14 protein-coding genes are annotated in these 18,637 nt (G+C 34.0%); 12 read left to right on the plus strand and 2 right to left on the minus strand.

All coding sequences use genetic code 11. From position 1 onward, the window contains the following. Nucleotides 1-133 precede the first annotated feature (133 nt). The 3 genes from AC1RRQ_RS09275 (at nucleotide 134) to AC1RRQ_RS09285 (ending at nucleotide 3,000) form a co-directional block, all read left to right on the plus strand. Complete coding sequence (locus AC1RRQ_RS09275; protein ID WP_493022741.1) at nucleotides 134-1,096, plus strand: AbiTii domain-containing protein; 963 nt, start codon at nucleotides 134-136, stop codon at nucleotides 1,094-1,096. A gap of 46 nt (nucleotides 1,097-1,142) precedes the next feature. Beyond that, nucleotides 1,143-2,189 (plus strand): DUF4365 domain-containing protein, encoded by a 1,047-nt coding sequence (locus tag AC1RRQ_RS09280; RefSeq protein ID WP_493022742.1) that lies wholly within the window; start codon nucleotides 1,143-1,145, stop codon nucleotides 2,187-2,189. A gap of 343 nt (nucleotides 2,190-2,532) precedes the next feature. Continuing rightward, entirely contained in the window at nucleotides 2,533-3,000 is a 468-nt protein-coding gene (locus tag AC1RRQ_RS09285) for a hypothetical protein (protein ID WP_493022743.1), read from the plus strand. 51 nt (nucleotides 3,001-3,051) lie between these two features. Here AC1RRQ_RS09285 and AC1RRQ_RS09290 read toward each other — a convergent pair whose 3' ends face one another. Continuing rightward, nucleotides 3,052-3,288, minus strand: a complete 237-nt coding sequence (locus AC1RRQ_RS09290) for a hypothetical protein (protein ID WP_493022744.1) — start codon at nucleotides 3,286-3,288, stop codon at nucleotides 3,052-3,054. A gap of 513 nt (nucleotides 3,289-3,801) precedes the next feature. On the opposite strand from AC1RRQ_RS09290, the gene AC1RRQ_RS09295 reads away from it, so the two are divergent. The 9 genes from AC1RRQ_RS09295 (at nucleotide 3,802) to AC1RRQ_RS09335 (ending at nucleotide 16,110) form a co-directional block, all read left to right on the plus strand. Further along, entirely contained in the window at nucleotides 3,802-4,029 is a 228-nt protein-coding gene (locus tag AC1RRQ_RS09295; RefSeq protein WP_109194002.1) for a DUF2683 family protein, read from the plus strand. Then, entirely contained in the window at nucleotides 4,019-4,318 is a 300-nt protein-coding gene (locus AC1RRQ_RS09300; protein WP_493022745.1) for a type II toxin-antitoxin system RelE/ParE family toxin, read from the plus strand. The genes AC1RRQ_RS09295 and AC1RRQ_RS09300 overlap by 11 nt, the downstream gene beginning before the upstream one ends. Nucleotides 4,319-5,046: 728 nt before the next feature. Further along, entirely contained in the window at nucleotides 5,047-5,724 is a 678-nt protein-coding gene (locus tag AC1RRQ_RS09305) for a response regulator transcription factor (protein WP_493022746.1), read from the plus strand. Continuing rightward, nucleotides 5,721-7,079: a sensor histidine kinase gene (locus tag AC1RRQ_RS09310; RefSeq protein ID WP_493022747.1), complete on the plus strand. Its 1,359-nt coding sequence runs from the start codon at nucleotides 5,721-5,723 to the stop codon at nucleotides 7,077-7,079. Before AC1RRQ_RS09305 ends, AC1RRQ_RS09310 begins: the two co-directional genes overlap by 4 nt. Before the next feature lie 96 nt (nucleotides 7,080-7,175). Further along, nucleotides 7,176-8,462, plus strand: coding sequence for a TolC family protein (locus AC1RRQ_RS09315; protein ID WP_493022748.1), 1,287 nt, complete (start codon nucleotides 7,176-7,178; stop codon nucleotides 8,460-8,462). Between the two features lie 47 nt (nucleotides 8,463-8,509). After that, nucleotides 8,510-9,598, plus strand: a complete 1,089-nt coding sequence (locus AC1RRQ_RS09320; RefSeq protein ID WP_493022749.1) for an efflux RND transporter periplasmic adaptor subunit — start codon at nucleotides 8,510-8,512, stop codon at nucleotides 9,596-9,598. Nucleotides 9,599-9,632: 34 nt separating this feature from the next. Next, nucleotides 9,633-12,737, plus strand: a complete 3,105-nt coding sequence (locus AC1RRQ_RS09325; protein WP_493022750.1) for an efflux RND transporter permease subunit — start codon at nucleotides 9,633-9,635, stop codon at nucleotides 12,735-12,737. Between the two features lie 261 nt (nucleotides 12,738-12,998). Then, nucleotides 12,999-15,299, plus strand: a complete 2,301-nt coding sequence (locus tag AC1RRQ_RS09330) for a TonB-dependent receptor (RefSeq protein WP_493022751.1) — start codon at nucleotides 12,999-13,001, stop codon at nucleotides 15,297-15,299. Nucleotides 15,300-15,324: 25 nt separating this feature from the next. Beyond that, entirely contained in the window at nucleotides 15,325-16,110 is a 786-nt protein-coding gene (locus AC1RRQ_RS09335; RefSeq protein ID WP_493022752.1) for a histidine phosphatase family protein, read from the plus strand. 104 nt (nucleotides 16,111-16,214) lie between these two features. On the opposite strand, the gene AC1RRQ_RS09340 is transcribed toward AC1RRQ_RS09335, so the two are convergent. After that, the gene (locus tag AC1RRQ_RS09340; RefSeq protein WP_493022753.1) at nucleotides 16,215-18,527 is read right to left on the minus strand and encodes a glycoside hydrolase family 3 protein; all 2,313 of its coding nucleotides are present in this window, start codon (nucleotides 18,525-18,527) and stop codon (nucleotides 16,215-16,217) included. Nucleotides 18,528-18,637 lie beyond the last annotated feature (110 nt).

The raw sequence follows: 18,637 nt of genomic DNA on the forward strand, positions 1-18,637 counted from the left end.
TAAATAATTTCACTATAAAAAGAAAAACTTTTTATAATATTACACAAATATAAATCTTACAAAAAAATATACCTTTCTAAGTAAAAAACCTTTTTGCTTAGATTAAACGTATCTAATAAAAACTCCGTGCTTTATGAATCAAACTTTTATTATTCAAGAAGTTATAAATGACTTAATTAATACAAAAGAGAATTTATCAGCTCCATTAATGAAACTCAATTATTTTGGAAGATTAACTAAAAATACTGAATTAATAAATTATACTTCTGAAGAATTAAATGGTTATAAGAAAGATTCAAGAGAAATTCCAATTTACAGAAAAACTTTAGGAACTTTATATATTGACATTCAAGCTTACATGAATAGACATACTGTACAATTGCCTATTTCAATACTAGAAGAACCTTACAAAAGTGCTCTACAATATGTTTATGTAAGAGAGGGTATTTCTTCTATTGAAAAAATGACTAAAGATTCTGAAAAAAAAGATTTCGAACATGAGCTTTCCACAATAATTCCCATGGAAATGTTGCATATATTTCAAGAACCTACTAGAAAGATATATAAGAGTGATGTTAGAATTGATGTAGTAGGTGCTCGTATAAGTGGAAATGCAAACATTATTTTTGAAATTCCAAATGCTATTAGAACACGGCTCTTGGAATTTGTATTTTCTATAGGGGAAATTTTTGGTTATGATATTGAGATCGAATCTTTCAATAATAAAAGAGAAATTAACAACCAAACAATTATAAATCAAATGAATACAATTATTAACAATTCTGGAGACGGAAACACTATTAATACAGGAAATGAAAATAAAATTACTAGTAATGTAAATCTATACAAAGGTAATTTTGAAAAATTACAAACTGAACTTCAAAAATATGGAATTGACAATGACGATATTCAGGAATTGAATGAAATTATTAATCTTGAAGCACCAAATAATGAAGAACAAAGACTGGGTGAAAATGCTAATGGATGGATTTCAAAAATTATAAATAAATCTTTAAACGGTATTGGTAAAATTGCAACTGAAGTTTCAGCAAATTTACTTGCCTCCTTAATAAAACAATTTTATGGGATGCCGTAAATAATAACTTAATTTTTCACATTTATAAAAAGTAAAAAAATATGCGATGAAAAGATTTGATCCGACAGAAAGGTTAGGTGTCAATGCAACTGAGAAAATTATAACTAAAAATCTTGGTTGGATTTTTAGAGAACAATCTATAGCTGATGTTGGAATAGATGGAATAATAGAACAAGTTCAAAATGGAGAACCCACTGGTAAATTTATTGCGATTCAAATTAAGAGTGGTTTGGGCAATTTTTATAAAACCGAAAAAGGTTTAACCTATTATGTTAGCAATGTCCATTATAATTACTGGCTAAATCTAAACATCCCAATAATCCTTGTTGCTCATTTACCGAATGAAGATGAAACTTATTGGCAAGCAATAACGACCGAAAATTTAAAGAAAAGTAAAAAAAGATGGAAAATTGAAATTCCATTAAAACAAAAACTTAATGAAAAATCAGAAAGCAGACTTGTTCAAATTTTATCTCTTAAAAATGAGAAGAAGTTCGATGTCTTCAGAGGCAGAGTAGATTCGAATGATATTGATGAAATCAATGAAGACATAAAGTCTATTACTGACGCTACAATATGTATAAATAATATCAGTGCCTTTCTAAATTCACAAACAACAGAAACAAATCATTTAACGGAAAAACTAAACCATTTTATTGAAAAAAAATCCCCGGATTTAAACTCGGAATTAATAAATACCTATAAAGCTTTAGGTAAATCAATGAATTTAACAGCCAGAAGATCTGAAACTGAGATTGAATTATTTTCTCAATTATATTCTGTTGGAATGAGTGCATTTGAAAAGCTTATAATAGGCATCCAGTTCATGAGTTTTAAATTAGAAGATTTTGTAGATGATGTAAATTTCATTGAGCATGTACCAAATCAAATTGATTATGCATTAAGTACTTTTATTAATTTAAGAAATACAGTAAATGGTATTCCAAATAATCATTCAACTTTGAAAGAAGCAAAAAAACAATATATTGAAGTATTAGATTTGATAATTAACGAATTGGGAGATGCTTTAGAAATGACAAAAAATATATTTGCAAAAATAAATTTAGTTCACACTAGTGCTACAAATAAATGAATACAATAAAAATAAAAAACCTCGACCTAAAAGTCGAGGTTTTTCATTTTATAAACTTCTACTCCTCACTTAAATAAGGATTCAAAATCTCCGCCAATTCATTGAGCCAATAATAATTGTCTTCAAAATTGGTTAGTCCAATTTGGAGGGTTTCGTGTTGTCGCATTACGGCTAGAGCTAAAATGCAATTTACTTGTCTTAGAATTTTAGCCATTTCTTCTAGAGCAAACATTCTATTCCTGAACTTCAAAAGAACAACAACCAAAGACAATTAGGAAAATGATAAACTTTTTATAAATTTGGTTTTTACAAATAACATTCAGTGTATTAAAATCTATAATGTATGCCTTCTGAAAGTCAATTAGAATATAAATATGGAAAGCTTTGGGTCAAAGATGGCTTTTTGTTGGTATTTTATATTTTCCTCTTTGAAGAACTTAAAAATGATAATAAAGATTTTATTGAACTAAAAAAAGAACTCGTTCAAAACATCGATAATATATTAATAGATATGTTTGGCTTTCTTGATTTTAATGAGTTTATAATTTCAGATGAAGTAAAAAATATTTTAATAAATCATACCGAAAACATAATTTTAAAAATGGAAGAAGAAAGTGATTATTTTTCACTAAAAAATTTAGACGAAATATTATCTCACATCAAAATTTATCATTTAGAAAATTTGGATTATGAGCCTTCAAAGGAAACAATAAGAGAACAGTATTCAAAGGATATTATGGAAGTAAAGAATAATTACATAAAAGAGTTCACTGATATAAAATCATTACTTGAAAAAGATTATCGCATTTAAATTAAAACCTCGACCTTAAAAAAAGTCGAGGTTTTTCCATTTTATAAACTTTTACTCCTCACTTAAATAAGGATTCAAAATCTCCGCCAATTCATTAAGCCAATAATAATTGTCTTCAAAATTTGTTAGTCCAATTTGGAGGGTTTCGTGTTGTCGCATTACAGCGAGAGCTAAAATGCAATTTACTTGTCTTAGAATTTTAGCCATATCTTCTGGATTTATAATATGGTTAAAAAAATCAATCAGCCTTGTTTCGGCTTCTTTGGAAAGGGTGTTTTTTGTACTCATAATGTCGTAATATTAGGAATATAAAAGCCCTTGTATCTTAGTGTTCCTAACGCTTACGACGGCGTTTACGGTCGTTTCCGATACCGTACACATAATACAAGGGCAAATCTTGTTCTAATTTAAAGTCGTAATATTTTAGGAACTTCAAATGTAGAGAAAACTGTTTTAAAAAGAAAGATTTTTCTTTCAATTAACATATTCCTTTTATCAAATATAAGAAATCTATATTTCAGCAAGTATTTATCGCATTTTTGTCATTGCGAGGAACGAAGCAACCGCACTAACCAAAGACACAAAGTTTGATTTTGCAAATGTGGTTGCTTCGTTCCTCGCAATGACAAACAGAACGTAAAAAACATGAAACATTTGTCAGGCTGAGCGAAGTCGAAGCACTGTTTGCAAGAATGAGATGTTTGTTCAGAAAGATTAATTCAAAAAAATAAATTATTCTCATTAACATTAAAATTAGAGTTTTGTCTTAACTTTGTAAATCAACTTTAGTAAATTAATCTCATGCAAGCAATTAACATCACAGCATATACAGAAGATGCTTCTCAAATAGAAGCTGTAAAAGCTTTTATGAAAGCACTAAAGATAAAATTTGAAATAGCAAATGTAAAGTCTTATGAATTATCCGCTGAACAACAGGAGATTTTAGATAATCAGGTTAATCTAGATAAAAGTCTTTATACAGATGCTGAATCATTATATACTGATTTAAAAAAGAAGTATGAGCTATAAAATAATCGTTTCGCCAATTGCATTAAAAAACATTGAAGAAACTGTTGAATATTATATTTTAAAAGCAAGCAAAAAGGTCGCTTTAGACTTTTTGAATGATTACAAAAAGGTATACAAAGCTTTACAATTAAATCCTTTTTACCAATTTCACGATAATAATTATCGTTTTCTACCATTTAAAAAATTCCCATATATTACTTTTTTTATTGTAGACGAATTATCGAAAACTGTTTTTCTAAATGCAGTTTTTCATACTTCACAGCATCCTGCAAAATATCCAACAAAATAAAAGAGCCATTGGGCTCGATCAATATTGCAAGCCGTCCCGATAGCTATCGGGATTAATCCGGTTATTATAGAATCCCATATCCCGAAAGATCCGTAGGATCGAAACATATTCTATGCGTTATTAATATATACCGTTCCTGCGGAACTTTCGTATGATGCGGTTTTTACATTCAACGGATTAATCCCGATAGCTATGGGAACGTTGCTACAATATTTTTCATTCCTAACGGAATTTTCTGTTTACAGGCACATTTCGACTATATATGAACGAGACATTCGCGAAAGTAAGAAGCAAAATATTCCTAATTATCTCAGAATATAGCCTCTGGTTTCAACCAGAGGAACGCAAAGATTTATTCTCATTTAATTAAAAAATCAAATTGCCTCCTGCTTTAGCTGGAGATATAAATAAAAGCTGGAAAAAGACTTTAGCCAAAAAATGCGCATTTGGGTAAACCCTTCTTATTATAAATTCTCATCAAATCCCCTAGTTAAAACTAGGGGCTATTCATTGCTAATCTTTGTCGAGCTACTTGTGGAGATTTCTCCCTTCAGTCGAAATGACAAATAATACGTTTACAATAAAAACCTTCAATAACTTACCTGCCCTTTATACCGTTCAAAAAATAATTGCTATTTTTGATAATCCTATTTTTTTGAAAACAACTTATCAGACGATTAAAACATTTCCGTTTTAATCAAAACAGCAACCATTATAATATACCATTTATGAATGTTTTACTCATTGAAGATGATAAACGCATCAGCGAATTTATAGTAAAAGGTTTGGAGGAAAACAACTTTACTGTGCATCTGGCCGAAACGGGCGAGATTGCCAGAGACCTCATTCAGCAGGATATTTGGGATATTATTTTAATGGATATTATGCTTCCGGGAATTGACGGAATTCAGCTTGTAAAACTAATGCGTTTTAAAAAAAATCATACGCCTGTTTTAATGTTAAGCGCTTTGAGCGATACCGATGATAAAGTAAATGCCTTAGATTCCGGTGCCGATGATTATTTGATAAAACCATTTCATTTTAAGGAATTAATTTCGAGAGTTAACGCTCTTACGCGCAGAACTAAATTTAACTACGACAAAGTAGAAACCTTGTACACTTTAGGAAGTTTAACCATAAACCCTGAAGAACATAAGGTTACCGAAAACAATAACCTCATCGATTTATCGCCGAGAGAATACAAACTGCTGTTGTTTTTATTAGAAAACAGAAACAAAGTTATTCCGAGAACTCAGATTTTAAATGCCGTTTGGGGCATTAATTACGACAATAATACGAATGTTGTTGATGTATACATTTCGTATCTGCGAAACAAAATTGAGCAAAATCATAAATTTATCCATACCATAAAAGGAACGGGATATATGCTTAAAGAAGAATTATGAAAATACGCAATAGGTTTACCTTAATATCGTCTGCTACTTTTAGCGTTGTATTTGTAATTGCTTCGGTTATCACGTATTTTTCTTTTTATAGTTATTCGGAAAAAATTATTTATAACGAATTGCAAAAAACGTGTCTGCTTACTGGAATTTTCTATCTGGAAAAAGACGAACTTCCCGAAAAGCAGCATTTAATAATTGGCCAGCAATTCAGAGAAAATTCACTGGAAATTATAACGCGTGTTTACAACAATAAAAATCAGATCGTTTACGGCGATAAAAAAGTCGATTCGAATATAGACGCACAAAAACTCGATTACATTAGAAAAAACAGAAAACTGCAGTTTAAATCGAAGCATCATTTCTATTTTGGGAGTTATTATCATGACAATCAAGGCGATTTTGTGGTTTTCGTTAAAAAAAATGATATCGAATTTAAAACCATGACAGATCGTTTACAGCTTATCATGATTATGGTTTTAATTATTGGGTTAATTACGATTTATATTGTAAGCCGCGTACTTTCTAATCTGGCTTATAGTCCAATAAAAAACATTGTGAATCAGGTAAACGAAATTCAGGCTTCGTCTCTCGATCGTCAGATTGTTTCTCCCAATACAAAAGATGATATACAGGAATTGGTAGAAACGTACAATAATTTATTTAAACGTTTATCGGATACTTTTATCATCCAGAAAAACTTTATCAATTATGTTTCGCATGAGTTTAAAACGCCTTTAACGGCTATTTCAGGAAATCTGGAAGTATTTGCCCAAAAAGACAGATCAAGCGCAGAATATAAAGAAATGTCCGAAAAAGTATTAGAAAATGTCTATCAGATCGAAGACACCATGAATACCCTCATGATGCTTTCGGGATTGCGAAACAATACACAACTCAATGAAATTTTCAGAGTAGACGAACTCGTTTGGGATATTAACGATCAACTGCCGGATGTTTATGAGCTGAAAAGTTCTCAAATACAAATTGTTCTGGAAGTAGTGAATGACAAACTGCTTTCGATAAAAGGAAACAGCAACGAAATTAAAATTGCTTTATACAATATTATAGAAAATGCCGTAAAATATTCTAACGGAAATCCTATCAAAATAAGTCTGCTTCAAGAAGATAATCAGCTTAAAATTGTCATTGAAGATCACGGAAGCGGTATTAGCGAAGATGATTTAGTCTTTATCAAACAAACCTTTTTCAGAGGTAAAAATGTAAAAGATATAAAAGGCAGCGGCGTTGGGCTTTCTTTGGCTAATATTATCTTTAAACAAAACAATATCGATTTTAATATTTCATCCAAAAAAGACCAAGGAACGACGGTAACACTATTATTTCCGCCACTCTAATCGTTTTCTAATGTTGCTCTAACCGTCTTATAACACACATCAAATTAAGGGCTAATATACCGCAGATAACTTTGCAGAATATTAAAACTACTTAATTTGAAACGTATACTTTTAACCCTACTCGTTATTGTATCGCAAAAAAGTGCGGCACAAATTGCTGCAATAAACGATACAATTGTGCTTTCCAGAACACAGGCCGAGGCTTTGTTTCTGGACAAGAATATTTCTATTATTTCAGAAAAACTGAATATCGACATTGCCGATGCACAGGTTATTCAGGCTAAACTATGGCCTAATCCTACGCTTACAATTGGCGAAATCAACCTTTGGAACAATGCTACGGCTCAGGAACTTCCTCCTTTATGGGGAAATTTTGGTAAAACCTCGCAAGTTACAGCCGAATTAGAACAGCTTATTCAAACAGCCGGAAAACGCAAAAAGTTAATTGCCATGGAAAAAGTGGGAGTTGATATTGCCAAAGAATATTTCAAAACCTTTTTACGCAATCTAAAAATCGAATTTAGAGGTAATTTAACGGAACTGCAATATACTCAGGCACAGCAAGCAATTTATAAAAAACAGCTTTCATCCATGCAGACCTTACTTAAAGCTTATGGCAATCAGGTAAAACAAGGCAATGTTGGCAAAGGCGAATATATCAGGCTAAAAGCTACTGAACTTCAGTTTTTAAAAGAAATCAGCGATTTGCAAAAGGAAAATAACGCCTTGCAGAAAGAACTTAAAGTTTTAATGAATCTGCCTGCAGCGAGCTTTATCAAACTTACTGATGAAGGTTTTGTTCCTGAGAACTCTAAAATTGAAAACATAAACTTAGGAAATCTTTTGACTTCGGCTGTAGAAAACCGACCTGATATGAAAGTCATTAAACTCGGAAATGAATATAACGACAATAAATACAAATACGAAAAAGCCATGCGAACTCCCGATGTTACTCTTGGTGTAAGTTATGACCGTGGTGCCAGTTTAATGAATGATTTCGTAGGTGTTGGTTTCTCTCTTGATCTTCCGTTTTTTAATAGAAATCAAGGAAGTATAAAAGCGGCAAAGCTTGCCATAGATCAGGGAAAATTATTGACCGAAGAAAAAACGATCAGCATACAATCTGAGGTATTGCAATCTTATGAAGATTTACTGGCTACCAAAAAATTATACGAAAGTGTAGAAGCTGATTACGAAGGCGATCTGGATAAACTTTTAGAAGCCTATCGCAAGAACTTCATGCAGAAAAATACCAGCATGCTCGAATATCTGGATTTTGTTGATGCCTATTTAGATAACAAATCGATCCTGCTGAATTCTAAAAAAGATCTGAATAAAAACCTTGAAGAACTGCGCTATATCTCAGGAGAAGAAATTAACTAATCCTGATTGAATACAGCACTTATAATCTGAAAATAAAAACAAACCTAATGAAGAAATTTATTTTACTCCCAATGCTTGGGTTAATGCTCGCTTACGGATGCGGCAAAAAAGAAGAAATAAAAGAGACTAAAGACGAAAAGTTTTGCATCGATAAAAATTTAAAAGAAAAAATTACAATCGAACCGGTTCAAAAACGAGCTGTGAGCGAATCTATAAACCTAACGGGAAACATTACTTACAATGGCGATCACGTGGTTCAGTTTAACAGTCTTGTTGAAGGTATTATAACCAAAACTACTTTTTCTCTGGGCGATTATGTAAAAAAAGGTCAGGTTTTGGCCGAGATAAAAAGTACCGAATTAAACAGCATGCAGTCTGAAAGTAAATCGTTTCAATCGCAAATTGCAGTGGCACAACGTAATTTACAATCGGTTAAATCGATGTTTGAAGATGGAATCGCTTCACAAAAGGATTTAATGCAGGCACAAAGCGAACTCGACGTTTTAAAATCTTCTCTAGAAAATGTACGAGCAAATTTAGCGATGTTCAGTGCTAGCAGCGAAAGATCGGTTTTTCTAATCAAAGCACCTACTGAAGGGTATATTGTAGACAAAAACATAAGCCCGGGAATGCAGATTACAGATAGCAGCGAACCGCTTTTTACTATATCTGACTTAAAAGAAATCTGGGTTTTGGTAAATGTTTATACCAGTAACTTAAAAAATGTATCCGAAAACATGCCTGTAGATGTTACAACACCAGCTTATCCGGGAGAAATTTTTAAAGGAAAAATAAAAATGATGGCCAAAGTTTTTGATGCAGATGAACATGTTTTGAAAGCCAGAATTGTAATGGAAAACAAAAACCTGAAACTAAAACCAGGAATGACAGCAGATATTACTATTGATAAAAGTCTGGGCGGTGATATGCTGGCCGCAGTTCCTGCAAAAGCGGTCATTTTTGACAACAATCGCGATCATATTTTAATTTATAAAAACGACTGCACGATCGAAACCAGAGAAATTAATCCTGTAATTAAAAACAACAACTGGGTTTATTTTGATAAAGGAGTTAACGAAGGCGAAATGGTGATTACTAAAAACCAGCTTTTGATTCACGAAAGATTAAAAAACTAATTATCCCTAAAAACGGATAAACACAATACAAGACATGAAAAAATTTGTACAAGGTTTAGTTGCTTTCTCGCTAAAAAACTCTCTCATAGTTTTTTTCCTGACAGCTATACTATTAGTCGCCGGTATAGTAAGCTATATCCACACGCCTATTGAAGCTTTCCCGGATGTAACCAACACAAGGGCAAGAATCATTACACAATGGCCGGGAAGAAGTGCCGAAGAAGTAGAAAAATTCATCACGCTTCCTATTTCAAAACAAATGAACACCATTCCGAAAAAAGCGGAAGTACGTTCGATTTCGCTTTTCGGATTATCGGTTGTAACCGTATTATTTGATGATGATGTAGAAGATTTCTACGCACAGCAATACGCTTCGAATCGCCTTAACGGATTAGATCTTCCGGAAGGTGCCGATGTAGATATCGAACCGCCGTCTGGAGCAACTGGAGAAATATTCCGATATGTTATTAAAAGTGATCTGCCAATTAGAGAAATCAAAGCCATTCAGGATTGGGTTATCGAAAGAGAATTAATCGCCGTTCCCGGAGTTGCCGATGTAGTAAGTTTTGGTGGTGAAGAAAAAATGTTCGAAATCAAAATTAATCCAACACAGTTAGAAAATTACAATCTTTCGGCTTTAGACGTTTACGAAGCCGTTTCTAAAAGTAATATCAACGTTGGTGGTGATGTAATTCAGCGCGGCGATCAGGCTTATGTAGTGCGTGGTGTCGGGTTAATTAATAAAGTCGAAGATATTGGCAATATTTTAATAGAAACCAAAGGGTCATCGCCCATATTAGTAAAACACGTAGCCGAGGTTTCTATTTCGGCAAAACCAAGATTAGGACAAGTTGGACTAGACGATCAGGATGATGTTGTAGAAGGAATTGTGGTAATGTTACGCGGTGAAAATCCGGGAGAAGTTATCAAAAGGCTTAAAGATCGTCTGGCCGAACTTAACGAAAGAGTTTTACCGGATAATGTAAAAATAATTCCGTTTATCGATCGTACCGAGTTGGTTAATACAACCGTAAAAACCGTTACTAAAAACCTTGTTGAAGGTATTTTACTGGTATCGCTTATCGTATTTATTTTCCTTTACAACTGGAGAACCTCTTTAATTGTAGCTTCTGTAATTCCGCTTTCGTTTTTGTTTGCTATTGTAATGCTTAGAATTCAGGGATTACCGGCCAATTTAATTTCGATGGGAGCATTGGATTTTGGATTACTGCTCGAAGGAACGCTCGTTATTGTCGAACAGGTCTTTGTGTCGCTCGAAAAGAAAGCGCATAAAGTGGGCATGGAACGCTTTAACAGCATGAGTAAAATGGGATTGATTAAGAAAAGTGTGGGAAGTGTTGCCACGTATATTTTCTTTGCCTTAATTATTTTAATTGTGGCCTTAATGCCTATTTTCTCTTTCACTAAAGTAGAAGGAAAAATGTTCTCTCCCCTAGCCTTTACGTTAAGTTATGCGCTATTAGGATCATTGATTTTATCGCTTACTTACGTTCCGGCAATGTGTAAAGTAATGTTGACAAAAAATATTGTCGAGAAAGAAAATATGATCTCACGTTTCTTTAGAGAAAACCTTTATAAGCTATTTCAATGGAGTACCAAACATCGTAAAACCACTATATATGCATTTTTAGCTTTATTGGCTATTTGCTGTACAAAGTTTGCTTTTTACGGATCAGAATTTATTCCGAAGCTGAATGAAGGTGCAATTTATGTTAGAGCCACACTGCCAAATAGCATCAACCTTGATGAATCGGTGAGATTGACTAAAGAAATGAAAGCCAAGATCAGGAAGTTTGAAGAAGTAAAATTTGTTTTAACGCAAACCGGAAGGCCAAATGACGGAACAGATCCAACAGGATTTTTTAATATCGAATTCCACATCGAATTAAAACATCAGGACGAATGGAAACGAAACATCAGTAAAGAAGAACTGATTGCCGAAATCAAAAAAGAACTGGATGTATATCCCGGAATTGGATTTGGATTTAGCCAGCCTATTCAGGATAATGTCGAAGAATATGTTGCCGGAGTAAAAAGTCCGCTCGTAATTAAGATATTCGGAAATGATCTTTTTCAACTGGAAGAAATGGCGGCGAAAGTGGCCAATTCAATTAAAGACGTAAAAGGAATTGAAGATATCAACGTCTATAAAAACATTGGTTTACCCGAATTGAGAATTCAGCTTGATGACGAAAAAATGGCGCGTTACGCAATTACAACTGCCGATGCGCAAGCCGTTATCCGAATGACGATTGGCGGACAAGCTGCAACGAAGTTCTATGACGACGAAAAGATTTTTGATATCACGCTTCGTTTTGAAAAAGAATACCGTGACTCAAAAGAAAAAATCGAAGGCATTCTTATTCCAACTATGAATGGTAAAAAAGTGCCGTTAAAAGAAATTGCAACGGTAGAATACAAAACGGGTCCAACCTTTATTTATCGCGAAGGAAACAGCCGTTATATTGCCGTAGGATTTAGTATTGAAGGGCGAGACCTTGGAAGTACTATCGATAAAGCTCAGAAAAAAGTAGCTGCCGAAGTAAAACTTCCTAAAGAAAATATAATGAAATGGGCAGGAGAATTTGAAAGTAAAGAAAGAGCTTCAAAACAATTGGCTATGATTGTTCCGGTTGTTTTGGTATTGATCTTATGTCTGCTGTATTTTAACTTTGGTAATTTTAAAGATACTTTAGTTGCGATTAGTGCGATGCCTTATGCTTTTATTGGCGGATTTTTATCGCTTTGGGTAACCGGAACTGTATTCGGAATCTCGGCAGGAATTGGATTTATTATTCTCTTTGGAGTCAGCGCGATTGACAGTATTGTCCTCATTGGGATGATAAGGGAAAATATGCGAGCCGGAATGCATTTAAGAGATGCTATTTCACACGGAATCCATAGCAGAATTCGTCCTATCGTCATGATCGCCCTTATGGGATCTTTAGGTTTATTACCTGCAGCATTATCGACAGGAATGGGTTCTGAAGTACAAAAACCATTAGCCATCATGATTGTGGGAGGACTAATAACTTGTATGATTTTATCCCTAACGGTTTTACCGCAGGTATTTTATCTGGTATACCGTAAAAAGGATCCAAGCAACACAGCATCTTAATCTTACTTAAATAAATTGGAAAAGCACCTTTAGACATTTTTGTTTAGAGGTGCTTTTTTGTTTATAACTTTTTCTTATTCAAAAGTTAATTTTAACAGTATTAAACTTAATTTATTTAAATAATATTTTTACATTGCTTCCAAATGATACAATGAAAAAATACTACTGCTTTCATTCTGAATCATAATGATATTTCGGCCTGAAATATTAAAATCTCCCAAAAACACTAAAAGAAATAGTAATAATTAAAAAATGCAAAAGATGAGATGCAAAATGATTTATGGAATTATTGCAGCCAATTTAATTTTTGGTATTACCGGTTATGCTCAGGTAAAAAAAGACAGTATTCCTGTTGAAAAAGACAAAAAAGTGGTAAAATTAGTAAAGGAGGAAGCTCAAAATGTGATGTTGAACGCTTCTAACGATAACGGACCCCGAAATGTAAATATTGGTCTGCCGGCGAGTATTGGCGGCACAACAATATTAGAGAACGGACTTCCTGTAGTCTATAATTGGTCAGGACAAAGCCCTACAAGTGTATGGCGTGCAGGATCCGGCTTTAGTAAATTTCAGGTACTTACAGTGGGCGAAACAGCCATTTCTATTGGAGATGTTGGAGTTTCGGTAAGTACTTATTCAAATAGAGGAACAGAAAAACACGAACAGAATTTGGCTTTTAATACCAATAGTTTTGGATTATTAAGAGGAGATGTAAGTGTCAGCGGGCCTTTAAAAAACAACTGGTATTATGCAGCCAGCGTATTTCTGAATTTTGATCCCGGTACTTTTAAATCTGATTTCACTAATTATTTTGATAAAACACAAATTTATAAAGGTGTAATTACTAAAAAATACAATGACGGTAAAGGCGAAATTTCTGTTCAATACAAATTCGCAGATTCTAAATCTATTACTTCAAAAGTGAGTCCGTATACCTATAATTTAGATGGAACAATCAGCCAGTTTGGAGATTTTAAAATAGGCCGGGATTCTTATCTGGAACAATCCGGAAAATCGACTATTATAAATCCTATTACAGGACAACGTCAAACGCTCGATCAAATGAGCGATATGGGATCTACTACAAACGTGGTTGATGTAATGGGAAAAAACACCTTAAATAATGGTTTAAAAATGGACTATATTGTTCGTTTTCAAAATGCAAAATCAGGATTGTACAATCCGTATTACACCAATTTAGGAAGAATTGATACGGATAAAAACCGTTTTGTTTATGCAGATAATCCAAACGAAGTATATCAGGGAGATTATGTACAAGGAGTGGCCATGTTAGCCACCCCAAAAATTACCCAAAATACGATTATGGGGAAATTTGATTTAAGCAAAAAAACAAATAACCATCATTGGTTAGTAGGTTTAAGTGATTACTACTATGACATCGATAATTACTACCAAGCCACTTATAACATGGTTCAGGAAGTAGCTGATAATCCTGCCAAACTTATCACTCAGACAAAAGACATTAACGGAAATTGGCAGAACGCAGCCGGAGTTGATAGTTATGGAAACTCAGGTTATAACGGCGCTTTGCAATATTACACCGGAAAAGAAAACAAGCTTGCACTTTATGCTACAGAAAAATGGATCGTAAACCCAAAAATTGATGTTTCTTTTGGAGCCAGATTAGAATGGCAGCGTATCGATGGAATGTGGTATCCAAAATCTAGTAGAGATGCCGCTAAAGCAGATGGTTTTGTAAACAATCAAATTGATATGTCAAGAAGACAAAACATTCAAAAAGATTGGTTTAATAAAGCTTTCACCGCAAGTTTTCTTCATAAAACATTTAGCAATTTAGGCTTCCTGGCTGATCTTTCTTATACCGAAGTAGCAGGAAACTTAAGCAGTTATTCTGGTGCCGATGATCCAAAAGTAACGCCATCACAAATTCCGGGTGCTTCTGTAGGAACTTATTTTAACCATCCGCTGGTAAGTCTGGTTTCTAAAATTACCTACATACAACGTAATAATTTTAAAAACAATTCTTCTTTTCAAGGAGGACACAAACAAACCATTACGTATGATATTCAAACCATAGGATGGACAACTGATATGGAACTGAAACCTTTCAAGAATTTTAAATTTCATGCTTTGCTGACGCTTCAAAATCCGGAATATAAAAATTTCATAGTCGATTTAAGCGAAGTTCCTGCCGAAGGAAATAAGATTTACGATTTTAGCGGCGGTACGGCAAGAAGTGTTTCAAAAGTGCTGATAGAATTAGATCCTAGTTATTCTTATAATGACTGGAAGTTATGGCTTAGTGCACGTTATTTCAGCAAAGAAGCTGCGAATTATCCTAATACCTTATTCTTTGCAAGCCGCTGGGAAACATTTGGAGGAGTTTCGCGTAAGCTGAACAAAAAAATTGATCTAAATCTAAATGTGGTTAACTTCTTAAATCAAAAAGGAGCGCAGGGTTCTATTTCCGGAGCCAATACTACAACTATCGAACAAGCACAAACTTATGATGGCAAACCGCTGGTAGGAACTTATATCCGTCCTTTTACAGTAGAATTTGGAATTAAAGCAAAATTATAATTTTTAACAACTAAACTATCACACCATGAAAACATATAAAATCTTCTTATTATTAGTTTTTCTTTTTGGAGGAACTTCAATTAGTACAGCGCAGAAATCTAAAAAAGAAACGACTGCGAAAAAAGCAGTTACCTTTTATATTGCACGCCACGGAAAAACGATGCTTAACACACTCGACAGAGTACAAGGCTGGTCTGACGCACCCTTAACTCCTGAAGGAATTGAAGTTGCAGAATATTTAGGAAAAGGTCTTAAAGGCATTAATTTTAAAGCTGCCTATACAAGCGATTTAGGACGTGCCACTCAAACAACCAATATTGTATTAAAAGCAAAAGGAGATAAAAAAATTCCAATTACAGAAATGGATGGATTGAGAGAAACTAATTTTGGAAGTTACGAAGGCGATCTAAATTCAAAAATGTGGGGAGATATCGCTATTTATCTTCATTTTAAAAACACCGATGATCTTTTTACCGATGTAAAAATTCATGGCGTAAACGAACCTTTAAAAGTGGTAAAGATACTCGACAAACTCAATATGGCCGAAGATTACGAACAAGTTAGAACACGTACTCAAAACGCACTAAAAGAGATTGCCGAAAAAGAAGCCGCTTCTGGAGGCGGCAATATATTTATGGTAGGGCACGGAATGGCGATAGGTACAATGCTTTCTAATATATCTGGAGAAGAAGTAGCCCGCCCTCATATGGCAAATGCTTCTATCTGTAAAGTGATTTATGAAAATGGAAAATTTACAGTAGAATCCTTTGGTGATATCAGCTATATTGAAAAAGGGAAAAAAGTATTATAATTTTTTCTGTAGAGACGCAAAGCAGTGCGTCTGCACAACGATTTAAACATAAAAAAACCTAGCAGTTTTAAAGCTGCTAGGTTTTTTATTTCATTCTATTTTGTCTATTTCTTTTTATATGCTGCTGTTCTGGCATCTTTTATAGTGCCTTTCCAGTTTAATCCATATCCGAAATCATAAACATTTCCTTCGCTGTCTTTATGCGAAAGCATATCAAAAGGAGCATCTTCAAATTGTTTCTCGACCGTTTCCATATTAGCCGGCATCTGAACTGGTAATAATCCCGATGGTTCTGTTTTACCCGAAATAATATCTAAAACGGCCTGAGTAGAAACTCCAAAATTTAAAACAATTCCGTCTACTTGTTTTTCAAATTCATTAAAAATCATTGGTTTTGAAGCCGTCACCGAAACGATAACCGGTTTTCCGTTCATCATTTCTTTGGTATCCAAAATTGTTCTTAAATCCATTGTATTGGCAGCCGTAACCGTTTTGTTTTTATACGATCTGTCGGTAATGGTGGGATCAATAACCTGATCTCCTGCTGCAATACTTTTATCTCTGGCCTGAGTTGCTGTATAAGTTCCGTACTGCAGAGAAATAGGAACATAACCGTTACTTCCGTTTTTTCGATCGTTTAGATGATATCCTCCTTCTAAACTTTGTGGACTGGTAACAAAAACAATAGCAAAATCAGCTTTTGCAGGATCATCGGTAACATTATAATATTTCTTTACCTGATCCAGATTTACAGGATAATCTAGTTTTGGCTGACTCTGAATTCCCCACCAATCTTTGGTCGAAGCCGTATAAATTTTAGGAATAAAAACCGTCTTTTTTTCTTTTACAGGAAGAACAGCCTTTTTGTTTTTTAATAAAACAACCGATTTTACCTGCGCTTCATATCCTGCTTTCATAAATTCAGCATTCCCTACAATTTGTTTTGTTTCCTCTATATTTAAATATGGATTTTCAAAAAGTCCCACTCTAAAAATATTTTTAAGCAATCGCACTGCCGATCTCTCGAAACGTGCTCTCATGAATTCTTCTCCAAATTCTTTTACGCCCATATTGTAGGCTTCTAAAACCGGTTTTTTATCATTGTTTCCACCAAATTGATCTACACCGGCGATAATCGCTTTGTAATGTCTGTCGGCAATAGATAAATTCTCTACACCCCAAGGCTTTCCTGCAAAAACATCAGGCGTTTTTCCTTCATCGGCTGTAATTAACCAATCGGTACAAACGACCCCATCGTAGCCGTATTTATCTCTTAGTAAATCTGTAATGATGTATTTGCTATATCCATTGGCAACATTTTCATTGTATTTTTTATCCTGATCAAAAGTAATCGTGTAATAAGGCATTACTGCCGAAGCTTTACTTGTTTTTCCTTTTAATTTAAATGCACCATTAATAAAAGGATCAATATGCTCTTGCAAGTTATTTCCCGGATAGACCGCAAACTTTCCATAAGCCCAATGCCCATCGCGGCCACCTTCTTCGGCACCACCGCTTGGCCAATGTTTTACCATAGCATTTACACTTTTATAACCCCAGCCATCCTTAATTTCATCCTTTCCGTAAGAAGTTTGAAAACCATCAATATACGCACGTCCCATATCTCGGGTTAAAGCCGGGCTTTCGCCGAAAGTCATAGAAATTCTATACCATCTTGGTTCCGATCCTAAGTCTATTTGAGGTGATAAAGCAGTGGCAATTCCTAATGCGCGATATTCTTTAGCGGCAATTTGTCCAAACTGCTCTACAATTTTAGGGTCAAAAGTTGCGGCCATTCCAAGACCATCCGGCCACATTGAGATTGTACCTCCCGCTCCCGCATTAAACTCTGCTGTTACAGCAGCATTATGACGCGGATCTGTACTCGTATTAGCCGGAATTCCTAAACCAATTCCCTCAACAAAAGCCTGCATTTGATTGTTCCATAAAGCGGCTGTTTCCGGGCTTTCTACCTGCGTGATTAATACATGACGAAGATTATCATCTTTCAAAAAAGCTTTTTGCTGATCTGTCAAATCATACGCTTTTGCATTAGTCTCAGGAAATGATTTTCCGTTGTATGTTCCTGCCATAAAACCAGAAACTCCTGCCGGCAAAGACTGATGACGGCTGTAAAGCATTAATCCGGCTATTTCCTCAATAGACATTTTCGAAGCTAAATCTTTGGCCCGTTCATCTGCAGAAAGACGCCAATCTTCGTATTTATCCAGTTTTCCGTTTTTATTTAAATCCTTAAAACTCTTACCGTTTATCGTTAGTATTTTTATACCCGATGCAGCAGCATATCCTAAATCAGCTCCTTTATTGTTTTTTACTATAATAAAATTTTCTTTCTGTGCATGTAATGTACTGCTTAAAAAGAAAGCCAAACTGGCTGTAATCATTATCCTTTTCATGCTAATATTTTTTTTATCTTTTATTTTTTCATATTGCTTCATTATGAAGCAATGTAATTATTATTTTTCAGTTCAACAAATAAATCGTAAGATACTTTTTACAGTATTTC

The organism is Flavobacterium sp. GW821-FHT12A05 (assembly GCF_058807735.1).

Bases quoted from the DNA above. Each gene is read 5' to 3' on its own strand.
- AC1RRQ_RS09275 (WP_493022741.1), top strand. From the start codon at position 134: ATGAATCAAACTTTTATTATTCAAGAAGTTATAAATGACTTAATTAAT.
- AC1RRQ_RS09280 (WP_493022742.1), top strand. From the start codon at position 1,143: ATGAAAAGATTTGATCCGACAGAAAGGTTAGGTGTCAATGCAACTGAG.
- AC1RRQ_RS09285 (WP_493022743.1), top strand. From the start codon at position 2,533: ATGCCTTCTGAAAGTCAATTAGAATATAAATATGGAAAGCTTTGGGTC.
- AC1RRQ_RS09290 (WP_493022744.1), bottom strand. From the start codon at position 3,288: ATGAGTACAAAAAACACCCTTTCCAAAGAAGCCGAAACAAGGCTGATT.
- AC1RRQ_RS09295 (WP_109194002.1), top strand. From the start codon at position 3,802: ATGCAAGCAATTAACATCACAGCATATACAGAAGATGCTTCTCAAATA.
- AC1RRQ_RS09300 (WP_493022745.1), top strand. From the start codon at position 4,019: ATGAGCTATAAAATAATCGTTTCGCCAATTGCATTAAAAAACATTGAA.
- AC1RRQ_RS09305 (WP_493022746.1), top strand. From the start codon at position 5,047: ATGAATGTTTTACTCATTGAAGATGATAAACGCATCAGCGAATTTATA.
- AC1RRQ_RS09310 (WP_493022747.1), top strand. From the start codon at position 5,721: ATGAAAATACGCAATAGGTTTACCTTAATATCGTCTGCTACTTTTAGC.
- AC1RRQ_RS09320 (WP_493022749.1), top strand. From the start codon at position 8,510: ATGAAGAAATTTATTTTACTCCCAATGCTTGGGTTAATGCTCGCTTAC.
- AC1RRQ_RS09325 (WP_493022750.1), top strand. From the start codon at position 9,633: ATGAAAAAATTTGTACAAGGTTTAGTTGCTTTCTCGCTAAAAAACTCT.
- AC1RRQ_RS09330 (WP_493022751.1), top strand. From the start codon at position 12,999: ATGAGATGCAAAATGATTTATGGAATTATTGCAGCCAATTTAATTTTT.
- AC1RRQ_RS09335 (WP_493022752.1), top strand. From the start codon at position 15,325: ATGAAAACATATAAAATCTTCTTATTATTAGTTTTTCTTTTTGGAGGA.
- AC1RRQ_RS09340 (WP_493022753.1), bottom strand. From the start codon at position 18,527: ATGAAAAGGATAATGATTACAGCCAGTTTGGCTTTCTTTTTAAGCAGT.